This is a genomic window from Flavobacterium panici (assembly GCF_024499525.1).
Taxonomy (GTDB): Bacteria; Bacteroidota; Bacteroidia; order Flavobacteriales; family Flavobacteriaceae; genus Flavobacterium; species Flavobacterium panici.
The window spans coordinates 5,665,910-5,687,454 of record NZ_CP100437.1; the positions used below are offsets into that span (position 1 = coordinate 5,665,910).

Annotated in this window: 19 protein-coding genes, 1 pseudogene and 1 riboswitch; of the genes and pseudogenes, 5 read left to right on the plus strand and 15 right to left on the minus strand. The window is 34.5% G+C overall.

The genetic code is table 11. The features are described from left to right. Positions 1 to 6 precede the first annotated feature (6 nt). Positions 7 to 214: riboswitch (cobalamin riboswitch) on the minus strand. A gap of 86 nt (positions 215 to 300) precedes the next feature. The 4 genes and pseudogenes from NLJ00_RS23660 to NLJ00_RS23675 form a co-directional block, all read right to left on the minus strand. Beyond that, on the minus strand, positions 301 to 1,104 hold the full coding sequence (locus NLJ00_RS23660; RefSeq protein WP_256635639.1) for a DUF2490 domain-containing protein: 804 nt from the start codon (positions 1,102 to 1,104) through the stop codon (positions 301 to 303). Between the two features lie 123 nt (positions 1,105 to 1,227). Continuing rightward, positions 1,228 to 1,674 (minus strand): annotated as a pseudogene (locus tag NLJ00_RS23665) (transposase); the annotation flags it as partial. Positions 1,675 to 1,796: 122 nt separating this feature from the next. After that, positions 1,797 to 2,174, minus strand: coding sequence for a hypothetical protein (locus tag NLJ00_RS23670; protein WP_053474230.1), 378 nt, complete (start codon positions 2,172 to 2,174; stop codon positions 1,797 to 1,799). A 198-nt stretch (positions 2,175 to 2,372) separates the two neighbouring features. Continuing rightward, positions 2,373 to 4,238, minus strand: coding sequence for a TonB-dependent receptor plug domain-containing protein (locus NLJ00_RS23675; protein ID WP_256635640.1), 1,866 nt, complete (start codon positions 4,236 to 4,238; stop codon positions 2,373 to 2,375). A 106-nt stretch (positions 4,239 to 4,344) separates the two neighbouring features. Here NLJ00_RS23675 and NLJ00_RS23680 point away from each other — a divergent pair, with 106 nt between their 5' ends. From NLJ00_RS23680 to NLJ00_RS23700, 5 genes are all read left to right on the plus strand, one after another. Continuing rightward, complete coding sequence (locus NLJ00_RS23680; RefSeq protein ID WP_256635641.1) at positions 4,345 to 5,802, plus strand: aminotransferase-like domain-containing protein; 1,458 nt, start codon at positions 4,345 to 4,347, stop codon at positions 5,800 to 5,802. 63 nt (positions 5,803 to 5,865) lie between these two features. Next, on the plus strand, positions 5,866 to 6,699 hold the full coding sequence (locus NLJ00_RS23685) for an SDR family NAD(P)-dependent oxidoreductase (RefSeq protein WP_256635642.1): 834 nt from the start codon (positions 5,866 to 5,868) through the stop codon (positions 6,697 to 6,699). Positions 6,700 to 6,716: 17 nt separating this feature from the next. Then, positions 6,717 to 7,631, plus strand: coding sequence for a helix-turn-helix domain-containing protein (locus tag NLJ00_RS23690; protein WP_256635643.1), 915 nt, complete (start codon positions 6,717 to 6,719; stop codon positions 7,629 to 7,631). An 80-nt stretch (positions 7,632 to 7,711) separates the two neighbouring features. After that, complete coding sequence (locus NLJ00_RS23695) at positions 7,712 to 8,293, plus strand: TetR/AcrR family transcriptional regulator (RefSeq protein WP_256635644.1); 582 nt, start codon at positions 7,712 to 7,714, stop codon at positions 8,291 to 8,293. Between the two features lie 49 nt (positions 8,294 to 8,342). Continuing rightward, on the plus strand, positions 8,343 to 9,134 hold the full coding sequence (locus NLJ00_RS23700; RefSeq protein ID WP_256635645.1) for an SDR family NAD(P)-dependent oxidoreductase: 792 nt from the start codon (positions 8,343 to 8,345) through the stop codon (positions 9,132 to 9,134). Positions 9,135 to 9,188: 54 nt separating this feature from the next. Here the strand turns inward: NLJ00_RS23700 and NLJ00_RS23705 are convergent, their stop codons facing one another. From NLJ00_RS23705 to NLJ00_RS23755, 11 genes are all read right to left on the minus strand, one after another. Further along, positions 9,189 to 10,307 carry an ABC transporter permease gene (locus NLJ00_RS23705; protein WP_256635646.1) on the minus strand — a complete coding sequence of 373 codons (1,119 nt, stop codon included), beginning with the start codon at positions 10,305 to 10,307 and terminating at the stop codon, positions 9,189 to 9,191. Further along, complete coding sequence (locus tag NLJ00_RS23710; protein WP_256635647.1) at positions 10,304 to 11,410, minus strand: ABC transporter permease; 1,107 nt, start codon at positions 11,408 to 11,410, stop codon at positions 10,304 to 10,306. Before NLJ00_RS23710 ends, NLJ00_RS23705 begins: the two co-directional genes overlap by 4 nt. A gap of 196 nt (positions 11,411 to 11,606) precedes the next feature. Beyond that, positions 11,607 to 12,347, minus strand: a complete 741-nt coding sequence (locus NLJ00_RS23715) for an ABC transporter ATP-binding protein (RefSeq protein WP_180858153.1) — start codon at positions 12,345 to 12,347, stop codon at positions 11,607 to 11,609. A 260-nt stretch (positions 12,348 to 12,607) separates the two neighbouring features. After that, positions 12,608 to 13,516 carry an ABC transporter ATP-binding protein gene (locus NLJ00_RS23720; RefSeq protein ID WP_256635648.1) on the minus strand — a complete coding sequence of 303 codons (909 nt, stop codon included), beginning with the start codon at positions 13,514 to 13,516 and terminating at the stop codon, positions 12,608 to 12,610. Next, positions 13,516 to 14,415 carry an HlyD family secretion protein gene (locus NLJ00_RS23725; RefSeq protein ID WP_256635649.1) on the minus strand — a complete coding sequence of 300 codons (900 nt, stop codon included), beginning with the start codon at positions 14,413 to 14,415 and terminating at the stop codon, positions 13,516 to 13,518. The genes NLJ00_RS23720 and NLJ00_RS23725 overlap by 1 nt, the downstream gene beginning before the upstream one ends. Positions 14,416 to 14,422: 7 nt before the next feature. Next, complete coding sequence (locus NLJ00_RS23730; RefSeq protein ID WP_256635650.1) at positions 14,423 to 15,688, minus strand: TolC family protein; 1,266 nt, start codon at positions 15,686 to 15,688, stop codon at positions 14,423 to 14,425. Between the two features lie 65 nt (positions 15,689 to 15,753). Beyond that, positions 15,754 to 16,356 (minus strand): TetR/AcrR family transcriptional regulator, encoded by a 603-nt coding sequence (locus NLJ00_RS23735; RefSeq protein WP_256635651.1) that lies wholly within the window; start codon positions 16,354 to 16,356, stop codon positions 15,754 to 15,756. 206 nt (positions 16,357 to 16,562) lie between these two features. Next, positions 16,563 to 17,933 (minus strand): Gfo/Idh/MocA family protein, encoded by a 1,371-nt coding sequence (locus tag NLJ00_RS23740; protein ID WP_256635652.1) that lies wholly within the window; start codon positions 17,931 to 17,933, stop codon positions 16,563 to 16,565. A gap of 58 nt (positions 17,934 to 17,991) precedes the next feature. Further along, positions 17,992 to 19,140 (minus strand): acyltransferase family protein, encoded by a 1,149-nt coding sequence (locus NLJ00_RS23745; RefSeq protein ID WP_256635653.1) that lies wholly within the window; start codon positions 19,138 to 19,140, stop codon positions 17,992 to 17,994. Between the two features lie 113 nt (positions 19,141 to 19,253). Beyond that, a complete protein-coding gene (locus NLJ00_RS23750; protein ID WP_256635654.1) occupies positions 19,254 to 20,129 on the minus strand; it encodes a PKD domain-containing protein in 876 nt (291 codons plus the stop codon). 26 nt (positions 20,130 to 20,155) lie between these two features. Continuing rightward, positions 20,156 to 21,526, minus strand: coding sequence for a DUF4832 domain-containing protein (locus NLJ00_RS23755; protein WP_256635655.1), 1,371 nt, complete (start codon positions 21,524 to 21,526; stop codon positions 20,156 to 20,158). Positions 21,527 to 21,545 lie beyond the last annotated feature (19 nt).

The window sequence follows — 21,545 nt, forward strand, 5'->3', positions numbered from 1 at the left end:
AAAGTCTTAAACTATGTGATTGTGGCAGGTCTCCTGACTTGTTCCATCTTTAAAACAGCCTTCTCATCCGCAAAATCGGGACAATGGCAATAGTAGTGTTTAAAGACTTATATAGAACTTACAGTAGCGGGTCTGTTCAGGATTTACACCTGATTCCCTTTTAACTGTTTTTTCATTAAATTTGAAAAAACAGACCAAAATCTGGCGCAAAGATAGAACTATCCTGAAAAAAATGATACAGGAATTGGTAAAATAAGTTTATTTAAAAAATTAAGAAGTCTTTTCGAGAACTAAATTAAATTAATCAGCACCGCCGTCGACGCTGTCAAAAGTTTCTCTTTCTTTAGGTGTGATACTGTATTTTACAGAAACCATTGGCCCGTAATACACATCAAACTGATTTCCGTTAGCACGCAGCTGCATCTGACCAATGATGCCTGCCAGAAAATGGATATTGGGCGTTATACCTGCCGTGTAGTAAACTGATAATCTAAAAATATCAAAATGCTCTTCGGCATAATCTTTTGAGGCAAACTTTAGCATCAATTCTGTATAATAGCCAATGTTTGGTGCTAAAAATATAGGTTTTTCTTTAGTTTGACGCAGAAAATGATTTACACCAAATCTGGCTCTTAATCTCGGAATTGTTTGATGAACTCCGTTTCTGTCATCAAAAAATTTGGTTTCAAAACGCACTTGTTCAAAAATGGAACCTTTTGGCATATCCTGAGAAAAAGTTCCCATTACAATAAGCCTGTTTTCTAAGGTTTCATAATTTCCGGCTTCTTCTACGGCATATTTTTGATTGTGAGCATAACCCAGCCACAGTTTTATATTTTTAAATCCTGAATAAATAAGCCACGGCCTAACTACAACACGCTGTGTATAAGCAAAAGGATTTCCATTGGTATATGCACCTTGTGTCACCAATTGAAAATCGGCCTGTCCGCTTAAATGCCATTTTTCATAAATTGGGAAAGCAATATCTCCCTCTTCAATTGATGCGGGAATAAAACCAATGGAATACGGAGCATCCTGTGCTTTAGCAATTTGTATAAACGCTGCACAAAATAATAATAGAAAACCTTTTTTAATCGTACTCATAAATCTTAGTTTACTTATTTAAAAGAAAGTCTAAACAGGAGTATAACAAAGATAAAAAGGCTGTGCGTTATGCTTAAAGGATTTAATGTTGCAGATTATAATATGAAACCAAGTTTTACTTTATTTCTTTTTTGAAAAAGTAAGTTTTTCAATTTCCTTTAGAAATTCAGAATCAAACTCAGAATAAGCACGTAACATATATTTTTCGTCTCGTTTATGCATCACCAAACGGATTTTCTGAACCATCAGCCAAATAGGTTCGTAGCGTTTGTGTCCTAAAAGATATTGCAATTGTAAAATGGAGAATTTCTTTTTAGAAAGTGTCATTAATTCAATACAAATCATCCAGTATCTAAAGGGTAAATTGGAGTTTTCCATCACGGTTCCGGATCGAAGACTGATTCTGTTTTTGCATTTTTTACATTGAAATTTTAAATCGACTGTTCTGAAAGAATGGGAATTATGCCCGCACTTTTTACAAACCAAACCGTTTTCCAGTCGTTTGTTTTTAAATTCCTCAATGCAGGTTTCTTCTTCATTGTATTTTTCGAAATATTGCCGTAATTCCATTATAAAAAATCGCTTTTCTGAAACTAAATATAAAATAAATCTTTGCTTACAAAAAACGATTTTCCATAAAAAAGAGGAAATTCAAATTAGAAAATCCTCTTTTAAAATTATAAAAAATGCAATTACAGTTTGTGGGCTATTTCTTTTTTATACTTATTCAATATAGATTTTGTCATACCCAAATTGGCTTTGGTCGAGTCTACTGCCAAATAAATAAAATATTCTCCATTATCAGAAACATCAATAATATGAATTTGAGAAGTAAGCGTAATCATAACGTTATCAACAACCTGACCTTGTAATTTTAAAGCTCTTATGGCATTCATTTCTGCTTTGACGACTTCAAGATTATAGGCAGATGCGAGTTCCGGATCAAAATCGCTAAAAGCTGATTGTGAATAATAAGACATTCCGCTTTTGATTTCTGCTACAGAAACTGCGATAAAACCAGGTACGTTCTTTTTAAGATCTTCTCCAAATTGTTTTAAAAAATCAGACATATGTTTTGGGTTTAATAGGATTCTAAAATGTTATTTCTTGTGGTACTTGACACAAATTTATAGATCTGATTTTATTTAATTATCCGCAATACATACCTTTTTTTATTTTTTTTCTTACTTTTTTCTAAAAGAAAAATGATCCAAAAAAAGGGGAAAGATATCGAATACCTTTCCCCTTTTTATAACTAACCTTTGTATTTAAAAAGTAACAAATTTTGCGCCTAAACTGAACCATCTTGCCGGCAAAGGAAATGCTCCAATTTCATAATAAGTAGTATTGAAAATGTTTTGTGCATCAATAAAAATGGTAAACTTTTTAATAGACTGACTAATTCTGGCGTCATTAATCCAGTAAGAAGCTCCGGTAACTCTTTCGTTAAAACGGGTTGCCAGTAAAACAGAGAAATCTTTATGCTGAAAATCTATTGTATTAGTTACCTGATGTTTTAAAGACGAAATCAGATATTTAGAATACGGTTCGTCGCGGGTATCTTTAAATTTAGAATCTAAGTAAGAATAGCCTAAAGTGAAATTCATTTTTGAATCATCAGAAAAATTAAAACTGTATGATCCGCGCATATTGATTCCGTTAGTAATTAAATCACCGTAGTTTTGACTTTGCCACGGCACCGTTGTCACCATTCTTGTCCAGTCGATATAATTGCTTATTTCTCTGTAAAAATAATTCACGTTTAAGTTTAAAGATTTTCTGTTGAATTTAAACCCGAATTCACTTTGAAAAGCATTTTCAGATTCCAAATCCGGATTTCCAATATTTCCCGGACGCTGATTCAAGTACAAGTCTGTAAACGAAGGAATCCTTTGACTAGTCCCCACATTAGCAATAACCTTAAACTCGTTTGTCAACTCGTAACTTGCATCAAGCCCTGGATAAATCTGCCATTTATAATCTGAATTATAATTAAGATAAGTTCCTAAATTCACGTTCAGTTTCTCAAATAAATACGTTTTGTATTCTGCATAAATGCCTACATTTTCACGATCGTGATCGCCAATGTTTGAGGAATGAATATCTTCATTTCTGAATTCGGCACCAAAACCAATTTCACCTTTTTCAGTTTTGATAGAAGAATTTAATTCTGCCGCAATAGAATTGGTATAATGCTGACTTCTTCCTGCATTCAGGTTGTTATTTCCTAAATATCTGTAATCATCATAATTGTATCTGTACGTAACTCTTGGCATAATTTTCCAGTTTTCCGTAATAGAATGTTTCGACTGAATATTAGCAAAAGTTGTCTGCACTATTTCTGTAGAATTTTTATCGCCCGGTGCAGCGTAAAATCCGTTAGCTCCAAATCCGTTTTTTACATAACCAAACGAACCTAAAATTTCGTTAGAATCATTCACCTGAACATTTCCCTGATACAAGATTTTATTGTTTTCAAATCCTGTATTATAGCGATATCCGTTGCTTTTATCGTGCGATGCAAAAATAGAATGCTGTTGCTTTTCTTTTCCTAAAACAGCTCCAACCTGAACTCCGGTTCCAAAAAATGTATCTCCCGTATCGTCAGAATCTTTCTCAAAATTAGAACCCGCATAAGTACTTAGTAAAACTCCCGATTTTGTTGGCTTTTTAGTAATAATATTAATCGCTCCCGTTAAGCTGTTGATTCCGAAGATTCTCGCAGCAGGGCCACGTAAAATTTCGATTCTTTCAATTGCTTCAACCGGAAGCGGCAGATTAAGCATATTGTGAGCCGTTTGAGAGTCAATTATTTTCGCACCATTTAACAAAACAACAGTCTGCTCAAAACTTCCTCCGTCTACACTTATATCGGCCTGTCCTCCAAAAGGTCCTCTTTGTCTAATGTCAACTCCGTTTGCATATTGCAAAACTTCCTGAAGCGTTCTTCCCGGTAATTTCTTAATCGTTTCGTTGCTAATAACATAAACGTTTCTGTTTTGTTTTGAAATTGGCGTGCTTAATCGGTTTTCATGAATAATCACCTCATCAATTTCTATAATTGAATCCTTTTTTGTCTGGGCGTAAAAGTTGGTACATATTAATGCTGTAACAGCAAAATAGATTTTTTTCATTCTGGGTTTAATTTTTTTGCAAAAGTAGTATCTTGCCGTACTAATAAAGTATACCAGTTTTGTAATTATGAGTGGTCCGGTTCAAATTCCTTTTAAAAGCTTTATCTTGCTTAAGCCAGAAGAAAGCACGGCAATTTACCTGCAGATCGTTTTTGAATTTATAAAAGCGATCCAAACGGGATTTCTTCCAGAAGGAACAAAACTTCCGGGAACACGCATTTTATGTAAACTTTTAGCCGTAAACCGAAACACTTTAATAAAGGCTTTTCAGGATTTAGAATCTCAGGGCTGGATTGAAACACTTCCTAATAAAGGAACTTTTATCCTTTCTCAGCATAAAGAAAAAAGTAACGCCGAATTTATTGTTCCAAAAGAAAATAAAACGCAGGAAATCAATATTGGTTTTGAATTCAAACGTTCGACTATTCTTGAAAATCCTACCGAAACCAGTACTCTTCCGTATCAGTTTAATGATGGAATGCCGGATTTAAGACTGGTTCAAAATGATATTCTGGCGCGACTTTATGTTTCAAAATTAAAAAGACAGAAAACATCCAAAACATACGAGCAGATTCAAATTCGGTCACATTTGAATTTTAAAACGCATTTCTCGAATTACCTCAATCTTACGCGCGGTTTACGAATTTCTACCGCAGATTTATTGACAACAAGCAGTCATGAAATTAGTTTGTATCTGGTTACAAAAGTGTTGATTTCTCCGGGCGATAAAGTTGTTGTAGCTTCTCCGGGATATTATATTTCGAACATGACTTTGACGAATACCGGAGCGCAGATTATTACAATTCCCGTTGATCCCGACGGAATTGATACGAATCGGTTAAAAGAAATTTGTGAAGAAACCAAAATCAGGGTTTTATATCTGACTTCCAATTATAATTATCCAACGACAATTTCTTTAAGTGCCAAAAGAAGAAAGGAATTACTGGAACTTGCCAATCAATACGGATTTGTGATTCTGGAAGACGATTACGATTTTGATTTTCATTACGATAATAATCCTATTTTGCCTTTAGCCGCTTTTGATTCCAATCAAAAAGTGGTTTATATTGGGTCATTTGGAAGATCGCTTCCGTCTGGATTTAGTTATGGTTTTGTGGCCGCACCGCCCGAATTTATTTCTGAATTAGAAAAACACCAAAATATACTCGAACCTGGAATTGATGTTTTAAAAGAACAGGTTTTAACGGAATGGATTAACGAAGGCGAAGTGCATCGGCTTTCGAAGAAAAATAAAAAAATCTACAAAGAACGTCGGGATTATTTTGTTTCCTTATTGAATGAAAAGCTGAAAGGAAAAATTAAATTTAAAGTTCCGGCGCGGGGTTTAGCAGTTTGGATTGAATGGCTTGATAAATTCAATTTGATTACGTTGCAAAAAGAATGTGCCAAAAATGATTTGTTTCTGCCCAAAACTATTTTATACCAAACCAAAGATGTAACTGCTACAAGATTAGGTTTTGGACATTTAGAAAAGGAAGAAATGGAAAAAGCAGTTGCTATTTTATGCCAGTCGATTGAAGCGATTGGAACACAAAAGTCCTGAATTTGAACACTTTTTAAAGTTTTCTTTTTTTGAATTTTGCTTGATAATTAAACACAAAAAATTATGAGCAGTCAAAAAGTATGGTTTATAACCGGAGCATCAAAAGGAATGGGACTTGAAGCCGTAAATGCAGTTTTAAAAAATGGCGATAAAGTAGCCGCAACTTCCCGAAATTTAAAAGAGTTAATCGACCAAATTGGAAATCAAAATGAAAACTTCCTTCCGCTTCATGTTGATATTACAAATGATGCAGCAGTAAAAAACGCGATTCAAACTACAATTGATACTTTCGGAAAAATTGATGTTGTCCTGAATAATGCGGGTTATTATTTAGTGGGAAGTATGGAAGAAATAAACGACGAAGAATTCCGTAAAACAATCGATGTCAATTTATTTGGAACCGTAAATGTGATTCGAAATGTGATGCCCTTTCTGCGTCAGCAAAAATCAGGACATATCTTGAATATTGCTTCCAATATGGGCTATATTGGTTATGCGAATACGGGAAGTTATAATGCAGCAAAATTTGCCGTTATCGGACTTTCTGAAGCTTTGGCACAAGAGGCAAAACAATTCGACATTAAAGTTACTGCGATTGCGCCGGGAATGTTTAGAACGAGTTTTATGAGCGACAGCACTTTGGCGCAGGCCAAAAATAAAATTGCCGTTTACAATGTAGAACAACACGTAAATATGCTGAAAAGTTTTGACGGAAACCAGCCCGGCGACCCAAAAAAACTGGCTAAAATATTAATTGATGTTACCCAATTAGAAAATCCGCCTGTGCATCTTCCTTTAGGAAATGACAGTTATAATTCAATTATCGAGCATCGAAAAACCGAAGCCGAAGAAATGGAATCATGGAAACATCTTTCGTTTGCTACTAATTTCGATTAATTTGTAAATTTGTTTAGATGAAAAAATCGGTTCCACATAAAATCAAAAGTATTTCAGAACTGCATCATTTATTTGCGCTTCCCAAGCCAGATCATCCTTTGGTCAGCGTCATTGATTTTGCTTTACTGAGTTACAAACACAGCGATATCTGGGAACATTTTTCGAATGATTTTTACTGCATTACTTTGAAAAAAGGCGTTAACGGAAAATTTAAATACGGACAGCGTGATTATGATTTTGATGAAGGAATGATAACGCTCACAAAACCAGATCAGATATTTTCGGTTACGCAGACCAATGATAATCCTGTTATGGGTTTTATGCTGGTTTTTAAAACTGATTTAATTCGAAATTATCCTTTAGGAAAAACGATTAATAATTACGGATTTTTTTCTTATTCCATTGCAGAGGCATTACATCTTTCTGATAAGGAAGATGTAATTATTTCAGGGCTTTTAAAGCAAATGCAGGACGAACTGAAAAACAATATTGATCATTACAGCCAGGATTTGATTGTGGCGCATCTGGACTTGATTCTTAATTATATTAACCGATTTTACGGCAGGCAGTTTATTACCCGAAAAACCGCTGCACATGATTTATTAAGCAGATTAGAGGAATTATTATTTGATTATTTTGAGAAAGAAAATCCTGTTGTAAAAGGACTTCCTACGGTGCAGTATTTATCGAAGGAATTAAATATTTCTGCCAGTTATTTAAGTGATTTACTTCGAAATATTACAGGTTTAAATACGCAGCAATACATTCAAAATCATATTATTGAAAAATCAAAACAACTGCTTTCGACAACGAGTTTAAGTGTAAACGAAATTGCCTTTTCATTGGGTTTCGAATATTCGCAGTCGTTTAGCAAACTCTTTAAAAAGAAAACCAATTTAACGCCGCTTCAATTCAAAAAATCTCTTAACTGATTTTTAAAAATCACTCAAAATTTTGAATCCAACTTATTTTTTGCATAATTTTGTACCGATCATTACAAAATAAATCTGCGATGCGAGGAAGACCGACAATTTATGAAGATGCTAATATTATAAAGAAAGCTCAGGAAGTTTTTTGGCAAAAAGGATACAGCGCTACTTCATTGAGCGACTTGCAAAAAGCAACCGGAGCCGGAGCCGGAAGTTTTTATAATACGTTTAAAGGCGGTAAAAAAGAGGTTTTTCAAAAAGCCATTGAAGAACGCCGATTAGCTTTTGATGCTTTTAAAATTGAATTAAATAAAAGCGATTCTCCTTTAGAATTGATTAAGGATTTTTTTAGAAGTATCGCTTCCGCGGATGAAAACGAACATCTTAAAGGCTGTATTATTGCTAATACAGTTGTTGAAATGACTTTTATTGATGAAAAACTAGAAGCCAATGCCGTGCAGATTTTAAAAGAAGTGGAAGAAATGTTTACGCAGGCAATAAAGCTTGAACAGGCAAATGGAACTTTACAAACAATAACGGCTCCCGAAATATTAGGGAAATATTTGATCACTTTTTGGTGCGGATTGAATACGCTGCGCCGAATGTATCCTGACAGAAATGTCTTGAAAAATCAAATCGAAATGCAATTAGCTGTTCTCAGCTAATTTTTTTGACTATTTATGTATCAATCGTTACAAAATTAAAACAATAAAAATGAATTTAAAATTAGAAGGAAAAAAGGCTTTTATAAGCGGTTCAACTCAGGGAATTGGTTTTGCAATTGCAAAGCAGTTATTAAATGAAAAAGCAGAAGTTATCATTAACGGACGAAATGAAGAAAAAACAAATCTTGCTGTACAAAAATTAAAAGCTGAATTTCCTGATGCAATTGTTTCTGGAATAAAAGCTGATTTTAGCAATAAAGAAGAAGTTTCAAATTTATTAAGCAAATTAGACAATATTGATATCTTAATTAATAATGTTGGCGTTTTTGAATTAAAGGCTTTTGAAGATATTGAAGAGGAAGATTGGTACCGAATTTTTGATATTAATGTGATGAGTGGTGTTCTTCTTTCTCAAAAACTTTTACCGAAGATGCTGGAGAAGAATTCAGGGCGGATTATTTTTATCAGCAGTGAATCTGGAGTGAATATTCCCGGAAACATGATTCATTACGGAATGACAAAAGCATCTATGATGGCTGTAAGTAATGGTTTGTCTAAATTAACAAAGGGAACAGAAGTTACGGTAAATACGATTTTAGGCGGTCCAACTTATTCTGATGGTGTTGCAGCGACAATTGAACATATTGCTTCATTACAAAATATAGAAGTCGAACAAATGAAAAGTGCTATTATTCAGCAAACAAATCCGGATTCTTTGTTACAGCGTTTTATTAATCCAAACGAAATTGCTTCTCTTGCGGCTTATCTTTCAAGTCCGCTTTCGATTGCAACAAATGGTTCTTGTTTACGCGCTGATGGCGGCATTTTAAAAACTGTTTAATCAAAAAAACTAAAGCCTTGACATTAAAATCAAGGCTTTAGTTTTTTAAATTATTTAAGATGTTTTTCTATAATTTAAAACGGCGGCAATATTCAAAACAATGGCAAAACCTATAATCACCAAAATGTGTTTTTGAACATCTTTAAAACCACTTCCTTTTATAACAACCATTCGCATTACATCAATAAAATAACTTATCGGGTTGAATTTTGAAACTGTTTTTGCCCAATCCGGCATACTGTCTATTGGTGTAAACAAACCGCCCATTAAAACAAAAATCATTACAAAAAAGAACATAATAAGCATGGCTTGCTGCTGTGTGTCGCAAATTGTAGAAACCAATAATCCGAAACCTAAAATGGCGAGTAAATAAACGGCGATAAAAGCGTATAAAACCAAAAGATTTCCGACTGGAATTATTCCGTAAAAAATCCAGCCAACTAATAATCCTAATGTAAAAACTACATTGCCAAGAATCCAGAACGGAATTAATTTCCCTAAAATAAAATGATATTTTTTGACCGGAGAAACATTAATCTGTTCGATTGTTCCGGCTTCTTTTTCTTTTACAATATTTAATGCCGAAAGAAAACCGCCAACAAGTGTAACTAAAATAGCCAGGATTCCCGGAACCATATACAATTGGTAATTTAAATGCGGATTATACCAGTTTGATGATGTAATTTCAATTACGGGCATTGCATTAAAACTTGTGGGAACATTCATTTTTTTGCGTAAACCGTTATTGTATTCTCTAATAATATCGCTGATATAACCGGCACCTAATCCGGCTTTTGTCCCGTTAATGGCGTTTACTCCAATAAAAAGCTGCTGTTTATTTTCTTTAATAAGATCTTCTTCAAATCCGTGTGGAATTTCCAGAATTAAATCGGCATTGTCTTCTTCTAATTGAGTGAACGCTTGTTTATACGAATCGTTATAAGTTCTTAATTTGAAGTATCCTGAAGCAATAACCTGATTGATTAAATCTCTTGAATAATCAGATCGATCGTTGTCAACCACGGCCAGATTAATATTTTTGATTTCATAATTGGCGGCAAGCGGCAAAATAATAAGCTGCATAACGGGCATTACCATAATCACGGCTAAAATGGCGCGGTTACGAAATATTTGTTTGAACTCTTTGATGAGTAAAAATTTGATGATTCTCATGACAAACGTATTTTAAAGCTTTTAAGACTTATGATCAATAAGAAAATAGTGATTCCGAACAGGATTAAAGTTTCTTTCCAGACATAGGAAAATCCTAATCCTTTTATCATAATTCCTTTTACGATAATGTAATACCATTTTGAAGGCACAACATTTGAAAACCACTGCAAAGGCAGAGGCATATTTTCGATAGGAAACATAAATCCGCTGAAAAGTAAGGTTGGCAAAAGCATTCCCAATAATGAAATCAACATGGCGGTTTGCTGCGAATCTGTTTTAACTGAAATAAAAATCCCTAAAGTCAAACAGGTTATGATAAACAACGTGCTTTCTGCAAAAAGTAAAAGTATGTTTCCAGCAATTGGCAAATCGAGCACAAAAATGCTCAATAATAAAATGGAAACTACATTTACCATTGAAAGTAAAAGATACGGAACTGCTTTTGAAAGTATTACCATTAAGGGTTTAAAAGGCGAAACCAAAAGAATTTCCATGGTTCCGGTTTCTTTTTCTTTTACAATAGCAATTGCCGTCATCATTACGCAGACTAGCATTAAAACCAAGGCCATAACGCCGGGAACAAAATTTGGCGCGCCTTTTAACTGCGGATTGTATAGCATTTTTACTTCGGGTTTTATCTGCAACAGCACAGTATTTTCCTGATTCAATTGTGCCTGATAATCGTTTATAATTGATGAAACATAATTGGTCAAAGTTGTCGCATTATTTGGGTCTGATGCATCGGCCAAAACCTGAATCTGTGCTTTATTTTGATGCAAAAGCTGGTTATTAAATCCTTCGGGAAATATAATTGCCATTTTAATTTCTCCGGTTCTAAAAGCGGCTTCGAGTTCTTTGCTTCCGACAAGGCTTTTTCTAATTTCAAAATAACGGCTTGCTTCTATTTTAGTAATGATTTCTTGTGAGGCAATATCTTTGGCATAATCAACGACTACTATTTGGGAGTTTTTTACTTCATTGGTTAAAGCAAAACCAAAAATAAGAATCTGCACTACCGGCATTCCAAAGAGAATCAGCAGTGTTTTTTTGTCACGCAACACGTGCAAAAATTCTTTTTTTACGAATGTTAGAAACTGTTTCATATTCGGATTATTTTTCTTTTTTTTTCGAACTTTATCTTCTCCTGCAAGGTTTTCAAAACCTTGTAGGTATGCTATTATTTGGTGCACATTATACTTAGACCTACAAGGTTTTGGAAACCTTGCAGGATGGAATTCATTTAGAATATGGTCTATTCTTAATACCTACAAGGTTTTGAAAACCTTGCAGGACGAATAGCTATTCTCCGCGTTTCGCTTCTCTGGCAAGATGATAAAATACCTCATCCATTGTGGTTACGCTAAATTGTTTTTTTAGGTTTGTAGGCGTATCGAGTGCTTCTACTTTTCCGTCGACCATTATCGAAACTCTGTTACAATATTCAGCTTCGTCCATATAATGTGTGGTTACAAAAATGGTAATTCCGTTTCCGGATGCTTCGTAAATCAAATCCCAAAATTGTCGGCGCGTTACAGGATCTACGCCGCCTGTTGGTTCATCCAGAAATACGATTTCTGGTTTATGAATAATCGCGGTTGAAAAAGCCAATTTTTGTTTCCATCCTAACGGAAGTGAACTTACTCTTTTGTCTGCCTGATCTTCCATTCCTAATTGTTTCAAAAGTGCGGCACTGTTTTCTTTGATGGCTTTATCACTTAAACCATAAATTCCGGCAAAAAAGGTAATGTTTTCCTGAACCGTCAAATCATCGTACAACGAGAATTTCTGACTCATATATCCTATACTTTTCTTTATTTTTTCGGTTTCTTTATAAATATCAAAACCTGCAATTTTTGCTTCGCCGGATGTTGGGTTCGATAAACCGCAAAGCATTCTCATGGCTGTTGTTTTACCTGCGCCGTTTGCACCGAGAAATCCGAAAATTTCTCCTTTTTCCACTTCAAAAGTGATGGCATCTACGGCGGTAAAATCTCCAAATCGTTTGGTTAATGCTTTGCACGAAATTACTTTCTCGTTCATATTTTTTTTCTGTTGCTTAATTTTTTAAACACATAGAAACATAGATATTCGTTGAGTTGAAAAGGCGTTTCACTTGTTTAAACAAACATAGATAGAGATGTTTTAAAATGACATTATATTTAATATAGCCAGTGGTTTCAACCACTGGGACGCAGGATAATCACGATGCGTTTCCAGTGGTTGAAACCACTGGCTATGTTTAAAAAAATGAGTTAAATGAACACTCTATGTTTATGTTCCTATGTGTTTAAAAAACCATATTAACTTAAGAGCTTAATAAAACTGTCTTCAATCGTTACGGCAGCTTCTTTTATCTCTATATTTTTAATTCCTTTTGTTTCCAAAAACTCTAACAAATCTGCTTTGTCCGGATTTTCTTTGAAAGAAAAATGAGCAAATTCTCCAAAAGCATAACTCATTAACCGATTTGGGTATATTGCCAAAGCTTTTAAAAGCGAATACATATTATCTGCTTTTACGGCAAAAAGCGCATCTGTATAATTCTGGATTATATTTTTCGGACTGTCGATTGAAAGAATTTTTCCGTCCTGAATCAATGCAATACGGTCACAAAGATTGGCTTCATCCATATATGGTGTCGAAACAATAATCGTAATATTCTGTTTTTTCAGTTTTTGGAGCATTTCCCAAAATTCCTTTCTGGAAACAGGATCAACTCCGGTTGTAGGTTCGTCCAGAAATAAAACATTTGGTTTATGGATTAAGGCACAGCATAAAGCCAGTTTTTGTTTCATTCCGCCTGATAATTTTCCTGCTCTTCGGGTTTTAAAAGGTTCAATCTGAACATAAATATCTTTGATCAAATTGTAATTTTCTTCAATGGTAGTTCCGAATAACGTGGCGAAAAAATTCAGGTTTTCTTCAACGGTTAAATCCTGATACAAGGAAAATTTTCCCGGCATATAGCCAATGGTATTTCTAATGGATTTAAACTCTTTTACGACATCCAACCCGTCAATTGAAGCCGAACCGCTATCTGCCAGTAAAACCGTGGTCAGTATTCTGAAAATACTGGTTTTTCCTGCGCCGTCCGGGCCGATTAATCCAAAAAGTTCGCCTTTGTTTACCGAAAATGAAACATCATTTACGGCGACCTTTTTTTCCTTTCCGTAGGTTTTGGTAATATTTTTTACAACAACGGATTCCATTATTTTGAAAGTTTGAGTTTGATTTCACCATACATTCCAATTTTCAAATAACCATCATTTTTAACTCTCACTTTAACTGCGTAAACCAAATTAGCACGTTCGTCTTTTGTTTGAATTGTTTTTGGTGTAAACTCCGCTTTATCACTAATCCATTCTACAACACCGCTGTATTCTTTGTAGGTTTTGTTTGTATCATCTACAAAAACTTTTACATTGTCGTTTAATTTTACGCCCGGCAATTGATCTCCGGTAATATAAACTCTTAAATTTATTGTTGATAAATCTGCTATTTTATAAAGCGGTTTACCAATAGTTGCCATCTCTCCTACTTCAGCATATTTTGTCAAAACTGTTCCGTTCGTTTTATTGACAATTTTCGATTTAGCCAGCTGATCCTGAATTTGACTTATCTGAACTTTTAAGGTTTGGGTTTCATCGTCAATTCCGGTTGTGCTGATATTAAGCTGCGTTTGTAAAGCGGTAATTTGTTTTTGAATAACCGAAACTTTTGTCGTGGCATCATCGAGTTGTTTTCTCGTTGCGGCATCGGCTTTTACGAGATTCTGCATGCGCTGCTGGTCTAATTTGGCTTGTTTTAGTTCTTCTCTGTAAACATCTAATTGCGAATTGATATCTGGTTTTTTACTCTGCGTTGCTTTAATTTGTGCCAAAAGCTGGTCGCGTTTCAGTGAAAGCTGTATGGTGTCAATGTAACCTACGACTTGGTTTTCTTTTAAAATATTCCCTTCTTCAACTTTTAATTCTTTGATTATACCGCCCGCTTCTGCCGGAATAATGGTTTCTACGGCTTCAAAAGTTCCTGTTGCATCAAATTCGTTCTTATTATCAGAACATGATATTGCTGTTGCTGCTATTAGTATAAATGCTATTTTTTTCATCTTATGCTTAATTACCGGTTATTAATTTTTGTCTGTATTTTGCCAAAAGCAAATCTGTTTCATGAATAATTTTGTTTTGCGTGGCTGCGTTTTCTTCGTTTACTTCTCGCAGATAATCGCTGGAATCAATTACGCCATTGTCTAATTGTGCCAATGCGGCTTTTTTGACATTGTTTCTCAGTGTTATAATTTCATTGTCAGAAACCAGATATTCTTCGAGTTTTGTTATTTCTGCACTTTGCTGTTTTATGGATTGATTGGTATTGAAAAGAAAAACTTCTTTGTCGACTTCTAGCTGCTGCTTATTAATGTCGATAATTTGTTTTTGCTTTTTATCTGTATAAAGTCCCGTTAAAGACCAGTTAAGTCGTACTCCACCAATGTAATAGGATTTCCAGCCCACTTCGAGCATATTGAGTCCCGGATTTCCGTAACCGCCCTGCACGAAGAAATTGAACTTGGGTAGATTAGCAATATCAACTGCTTTTTTACCTAATTCCAGACTTTCATTTCTGTATTTAAAAAGCTGTAATTCAGGGCGATTAATTTCAATTGAATTTACAATATTTTCAGGTGTTTCTAATTTTGTGTCTGGAGATAATTCTGAATTGATGAAAAGCCCCAGCATATCTAAATAGGCTTTTTTATAATTGCGAATTCCAATTGCAGTTTGGTCGGCTTTTAGATATTCTGCTTTAAGCAAATCTAAACTGCTTCGGTATGCGGTTCCATTATTCAATTGTGCCTGAACGGTTTTGATTCCGATATTGATATCGTTTTTTAGTAAATCATTTTGATGCAGCTGTTCATCAAAAACCAATATTCCAAAATAAAGTTCGGTAACTTTTTGTTTTACTGCATATAAATCAACCTGAAGCTGCTGTTCTGAAACTTTTGTTTGTTTTTCTACAACTTCTTTCTGCTGTTTTAAATTTCCTCCGTCATAAAGCAGCTGATTTACTTCTGCGTAAGCGCGATACTGATCTTTATTCAAAATGGGAACCTCAACGCCAGGAAGACTAACTGGCAGTTTTGTAACATCTGACTGATACGTTGCCTGACCAAAGATGTCGAATTTGGGATAATATCCTTTGGCAATATTATCAATTGTAAATTCACTGCTTTTGGCAATTAAATCTCGTTTTTTAGATAACGGATAATTTTCTTCTGCTAATGTGTAACAATCCTGCAGTCGTAATAACTTGTCGTTTTGCTGTGCATAAAAATGAAATATGGGTATAAAAACCAATATAACTACTAATAACCTTTTCATATTCAACTTTTTAATTTTTAATATTTCGTTTTAATCATTTGATTAAATTTAGTCCAAAAAAATAGCTAGGAGTTCATCATAGCTTTAAACCATTGTACAATCAATGTTTTTCTTTCTTCTGCAAAATCATTCATTTGACTTGGTGTCATAACTCCGGCTGATTCTAAAACCGGTTTTGCTATAAAAGGAAAAATACACATTGATAATAAATTGATTATAAAATGCAGCGGATTAATATCCGGTTTTCTTTCTTTCAATTGTTTTACAAAAATGGATTCGGTCAATAATTTTCCGGCTTGTACTTTGTTCCCAAAATGTTCGGGATTATTTCTTATTTCGCTTAAAACAAATAATGGCAAACCTGGATTTTGAAGTAACATCGTAATATAATTATCGGCTATCAAGGTTACTTTTTCTTCTATTGAAGTTGTATCACCATTCACTATAGGTGCAATTACACCAAATAATTTTGCTACTTTCTCAGACATTACCAATTCAAAAAGTTTTTCTTTACTTCTGAAATAATAATTTAAAAGCGCCAGATTAATTCCTGCTTCTTCGGCAATATCACGAGTACGCGTGGCAGAATATCCTTTTTGTGTAAATACTATTCTTGCTGCTTCTTTTATCTTTTCTTCGGTACTTGCGTCTTTGCTTTTTGGGGCCATAATTTTGTAAATGTTTGGCAAAGATATAAATGATTTTTAATTAAACAAGAGATTTAATCAAATGATTAAAAAATATTTTTAAACTAATGATAAGATTTTGAATCCTTTATACAAAAAATGCCTGCAAATTGTGGATTTACAGGCATTTTAGATAACTAACAAATATTAACAATAAAAACTAAATGCTTACTAAAAAGTATTGTAGTTTATTTCGAAAATTCAACTGTATTTAATTTTTTCCAGCTTCCTCGGGTAAAATCAGGGATTTCTACCGGAGCTGAATTATGGTCTAAAGAGATTTCTGTTAAAGGGCTTAAGCAAGACCATTCGGCTAAATCGTAAACATCCATATCAAGCGGAAGTCCTTTTTGCAGACAATAAAACATTCTGTAATCCATTATAAAATCCATTCCGCCGTGGCCGCCGACTTTTTTAGCCAGTTCTTCGATATCTTTTACGATTGGGTTTTTATATTTTTCCATTAAAATCTTTTTCACATCTTCCGAAACATATTCTTCTGCATTAAGATTTTGATAGTTTTTAGAAATTTCTGCTCCAACTTCTTTGGCATCGATTGCATAACCTTCTACCGGATATTTATTAGCAAAACCTTTTGTTCCAGATAATTGATACATTCTGCTGTAAGGTCTTGGGCTTGTAACATCATGCTGAATCTGGATTGTTTTTCCCATTTCGGTACGAATCATTGTCATCGTGTGATCTCCGTTTCTAAAGTCAGTTACGACTTCGCCTGTTTTTTCTTTAATGAAGGCAGGATTTCCAACTGCTTTTGTATCCATTGAAACCAGAAAATTCATTTTATCTCCTCTATGAATATTTAGGGCTAAACAAGCCGGGCCCATTCCGTGAGTTGGGTAAATATCTCCTCTGTGTTTACGGTTATAATCCATTCTCCAGTTGTTCCAGTAATTTCCCCAATATGGCTGTAATCCGTGAATATAAGAACCTTCCGCATGAAGAATTTCTCCGAATACGCCTTGTTGTGCCATGTTTAATGTTGTTAATTCGAAGAAATCATACACACAGTTTTCCAGCATCATGCAGTGTTTACGTGTTTTTTCTGAAGTATCAATTATATCCCAGATTTCGTTCATGGTTAAAGCTCCGGGAACTTCTACAGCTACATGCTTTCCATCTTTCATGGCTTGCACTGCAATATTAGCATGGTGTTTCCAGTCGGTTACAATATAAACTAAATCAACGTTGTCTAATTTTGTTACTTTTTTCCAGGCATCTTCTCCAAAAAATTCCTGTGCTTTTGGGGCTCCAAGTTTAGCTAAAGTATCGTTTGCTGCTTTTGTTCTTTCTTCGAGCATATCGCATAAGGCTACAATTTCTACTCCGGGAACATGCGGAATACGTCCTACGGCGCCAGTACCGCGCATTCCCAGACCAATAACTGCTACACGAACGTGCGGAATTGCAGGAGTTGCTAAACGCAAAACATCTGTTTGTCCTTTGTCTCTTTTTGGTGCTTTTGTTTTAATAAGCTGCGCCGATGTGTCGCAGACTTTGAATAGCAAAAGTGCTATTAGTAAAAATCTTAAACTTTTCATTTTTTTTATTTTAGTGATATTTTTGTTTGAACGTTTTTATTTGTAACAATTTGTTTTATTACACTTTTATATAGGTTTTGTTTTTGTGCATGTACCAAAGTATGAAATAAAGAATTCCGAATCCGGCTAAATCGCAAAATGCATCATAATAAGCTCCTGTAAATTGTTCAAAACCAAAGAAAATCTGCTTGGCGATTAAGGAGAAATTAAAAACATGCGAGCCAACATAAGCTGCAATCGCATTTAAACCGATTACCCGAAATGGATAAGCCCATTTTGTATAACCCTGAACGTCGACAAGCCAATAGAATAAAGCTAATAAAACAAAGCTGATTCCTGATGAAAAAATTACAAATGAACTTGTCCATATTTTTTTAATAATAGGATGCCAGATGCCAATTATTAATGAAAGAATAATTGCGGCTACTCCGATTAGGAAAAGATATTGTGCTATTTTTTTTCTTGAAAGAGATGATAAAAGCAATTCTCCTGCAAACAATCCTGATAATGTTGTGGCTGTAAATCCTAAACCTGTTAAAAGCCAGGAATACTGTGTTTGATCGTAAAACGATCCAAAAGCCTGCTGATCGATAAATATGGGAAGATTTTTTTCTGGTAATAATTCGAAAGTGTGACCAAAGTAACTTGGAATTGATAATAATACAGCATACAAAACAAGACAAACTACAAAGAAGATGTATCTTCCTTTTCTTGACAAATTTAAATATGCAATACACGAAAATAAATATCCAACTGCAATAGCCTGAAGTGTATTACTAAAGATGTGAAACTTTGAAATATTCAGTTCCAGAAGATTTCCCTGCACGATCCAGCCTAATATAAACAGTACTAGAAATCGTTTTAAAATGTGTCTGTATAATTTAAAATCTGAATACGTTTCTTTGCTTCTGTTTCCTAAAGAAAACGGAATTACAACGCCTACAACAAATAAGAATAAGGGCATTATGACATCATACAAATGAAAACCAATCCATTCCGGATGTTCGAACTGGTCGGCCAGCGTTTTTGTTAAACTGGTATTTGCCGCTGTATTCAAATTATAGAAAAATCGGTCTGCTACTATAATCATCAAAAGATCAAATCCTCGCAGTACGTCTACAGACATTAATCGGTTATTGGCAATTGTTTTAGTCATATTATTTTCTATTTCTTTTTTAAAAATAATCCCAGTTTTATATTTAATCAACTGGGATTATTTTAATTATCTAAACTCGATAGCTTATGCCATTTGGCTTAAAAAATTAATCTCCAAAAAACTCTTCGCCAAATGGCACATTTTGACCGGCTATCGATGACAAACTACAATTGTAATGTAGAGAACTTAGGCGCTTCCGGGAAATTGGCAACTAATCCCCATCCTCCATTCATTTCGGTAATGGCAATACCTATTGAACCTGTTAATGTTCCTAACTGTGTTTTCGGAATACTGAATTCTATCGCATTTGTGGTGTCGTTTAAACTCACAATTGATGACGCTTTTAAATTTGCTCCAGATCCTGCAATTCCAGCCCAGCCCCAGCCTCCGTTTGGATCGGTGTGGTTGTAGAATTGTCCCCAGCCGTTAGTTACTACCGGACCTTCAAATAAAAATTCGGCTCCTGAACCTTGTGCCCAATTGCTGTGTAAAAACCCTGTTTGCGTATTTCCATCGGTATTGATGTACATGTCAACCAATTCCATTAGCATTTTTTTGTTTCCTTCTAAATACACATTTACATTTGGACCTCCAGCCCAGATTTTAATTTTCTGGATTGAACCGTTTCCTGATGTATTTTGATCTGTTACGGCAACATCATCCCAATCTGTAAATTTTCCGTCGATTTTAATGTCGATGATGATAATTCTTGGGGCAGTTATGGTTTTAGTGATAAAAGCTTCTTCTCCTTTATCGTTGGTTACGGTCAAAGAAACTCTGATTTCGCCTCCAATTTTATAAGTGTAAACCGGATCTTTTTCTCCAGATGTATAATATAAATCTCCAAAATCCCATCTGTAATTTGTACCGTTTGTAGAAAGATTGGTAAAGGTAAACGTACTTCCATCATTTGTAAATGAAAAGTCTGCGGTTGGTTTTGTTGCCGAATCGTCTGATGATGCACTATCGCTCGAACAAGCCGTTAGCAATAACATAGCAACAAGCAATGTTATGTATTTGGTTAGTTTTATTTTTTTCATGGTTTTTAATTTAAATGTTTTGATAACTATTTAATGATAACCGTTTGTGATAATTTATTGAATCCAGTTGCGGCTTCCCAAACTCCTGTATTGGCAAAACGAATACAATAATCTGGTCTGTCAACTAGTTTTGTTGAACTGTCTTCTATTTTTAATAACAATTCATAAGTTCCTGCCGGAATTCCGGATAAGCTCACCGATTCTTTTAAATCGTACGTTACTCTTGGCACTACTTTTCTAACATCGAAGTTTAATTTTTTCTTGTAAACTGTTCCGCCAGAAGTCGCTCTTAATATTAAATAAGCATTTTTAGGATTGTAAACCGGAGCAAAACCACCATTATTCAACAATGCTTGAAACTCTAAAGTTCCATTTAAAACTGCTTCTTTTTTAAGACTTGACGATGCTAATGAAAGCCTGTAACCCAGTTTTCTTTCAAAATCTGTAAAACAGTTGTTGTTTCTCCATTCCTGCAGAACCGGACCGTAATAATCAAGGTTTAAATACGTCCATTTTAACATTGTCATTTCTTTTTCGGCCGTAGTACAGCTTGCCAGCGGAACATCTGTTGGCGGACAAGTTTCTCCTCCTGTTGGTACATAAAGTGCTTCGTTGCTTATGTATGTTTTTTCGGAAGTGATATCTATGTATGTTCCATAATCGTCTACGCTTGCCATAAAACAGTCATTATGAAACCCTAAACGAGCTGTATTTGAAGTTCCGTAACCAACGTTCGCGTCCATTGCAATTGTAGTTGCAACATAGTCTTGTTTGATTTTTGGAGTTCTTAACTGAATTTTTACTTCTTTTGGAAAAGAGGCTAAAAGTTTGTCTATAATCAGTTTTTTGTTTGCCGGCGTTGTAAGCTGGTTTGTAGTATAATACCATTCTCCCCAAGCTCCAACAAATCCTGCCTGAACAAAAGCAATGACGTCTTTGTTTTCTTCCAGAATTGGTTTCAACTGATCTAAATGTCCAGAGATAACAGCTACAGAAGCATCTGTACCATCTTGTGCATCTGTATACGCAAAACGTAAAACACATTTTAAACCTGATTCTCTCAAACGTGTAAAATCGGTTTTGATAAGATCTAATTGTGTCTGGCTTAAAGCCGAAGTTTTAAACTTTTCCAAATAATACAAACGCAAAATAAGGCTTACGTTTTCTTTTTTCAGATTATTTAAAGAGGCTGCGGTCATTACTGCTCCTTCAGAATTTACCTGCCATGTATGCATAAATCCACGCTCAGGATTTGTGAACACTTCGTTTGAAGCGGTGTAAGTTACTTTTTCAACTCCGTTTACTTGTTCGCCTCCTTCATTTTTGTCACCTCCATCGCTTTGACAGCTTGACGCGACATTCAGAAAAAGGCAGATTAACATTAGTAAATTTTTCATTTTTTGTATAATTAAATTA

Bases quoted from the DNA above. Each gene is read 5' to 3' on its own strand.
- NLJ00_RS23725 (WP_256635649.1), bottom strand. From the start codon at position 14,415: ATGAAAAAAATAGCATTTATACTAATAGCAGCAACAGCAATATCATGT.
- NLJ00_RS23710 (WP_256635647.1), bottom strand. From the start codon at position 11,410: ATGAAACAGTTTCTAACATTCGTAAAAAAAGAATTTTTGCACGTGTTG.
- NLJ00_RS23670 (WP_053474230.1), bottom strand. From the start codon at position 2,174: ATGTCTGATTTTTTAAAACAATTTGGAGAAGATCTTAAAAAGAACGTA.
- NLJ00_RS23685 (WP_256635642.1), top strand. From the start codon at position 5,866: ATGAGCAGTCAAAAAGTATGGTTTATAACCGGAGCATCAAAAGGAATG.
- NLJ00_RS23705 (WP_256635646.1), bottom strand. From the start codon at position 10,307: ATGAGAATCATCAAATTTTTACTCATCAAAGAGTTCAAACAAATATTT.
- NLJ00_RS23750 (WP_256635654.1), bottom strand. From the start codon at position 20,129: ATGAAAAAAATAAAACTAACCAAATACATAACATTGCTTGTTGCTATG.
- NLJ00_RS23660 (WP_256635639.1), bottom strand. From the start codon at position 1,104: ATGAGTACGATTAAAAAAGGTTTTCTATTATTATTTTGTGCAGCGTTT.
- NLJ00_RS23740 (WP_256635652.1), bottom strand. From the start codon at position 17,933: ATGAAAAGTTTAAGATTTTTACTAATAGCACTTTTGCTATTCAAAGTC.
- NLJ00_RS23675 (WP_256635640.1), bottom strand. From the start codon at position 4,238: ATGAAAAAAATCTATTTTGCTGTTACAGCATTAATATGTACCAACTTT.
- NLJ00_RS23735 (WP_256635651.1), bottom strand. From the start codon at position 16,356: ATGGCCCCAAAAAGCAAAGACGCAAGTACCGAAGAAAAGATAAAAGAA.
- NLJ00_RS23720 (WP_256635648.1), bottom strand. From the start codon at position 13,516: ATGGAATCCGTTGTTGTAAAAAATATTACCAAAACCTACGGAAAGGAA.
- NLJ00_RS23715 (WP_180858153.1), bottom strand. From the start codon at position 12,347: ATGAACGAGAAAGTAATTTCGTGCAAAGCATTAACCAAACGATTTGGA.
- NLJ00_RS23755 (WP_256635655.1), bottom strand. From the start codon at position 21,526: ATGAAAAATTTACTAATGTTAATCTGCCTTTTTCTGAATGTCGCGTCA.
- NLJ00_RS23695 (WP_256635644.1), top strand. From the start codon at position 7,712: ATGCGAGGAAGACCGACAATTTATGAAGATGCTAATATTATAAAGAAA.
- NLJ00_RS23700 (WP_256635645.1), top strand. From the start codon at position 8,343: ATGAATTTAAAATTAGAAGGAAAAAAGGCTTTTATAAGCGGTTCAACT.
- NLJ00_RS23730 (WP_256635650.1), bottom strand. From the start codon at position 15,688: ATGAAAAGGTTATTAGTAGTTATATTGGTTTTTATACCCATATTTCAT.
- NLJ00_RS23690 (WP_256635643.1), top strand. From the start codon at position 6,717: ATGAAAAAATCGGTTCCACATAAAATCAAAAGTATTTCAGAACTGCAT.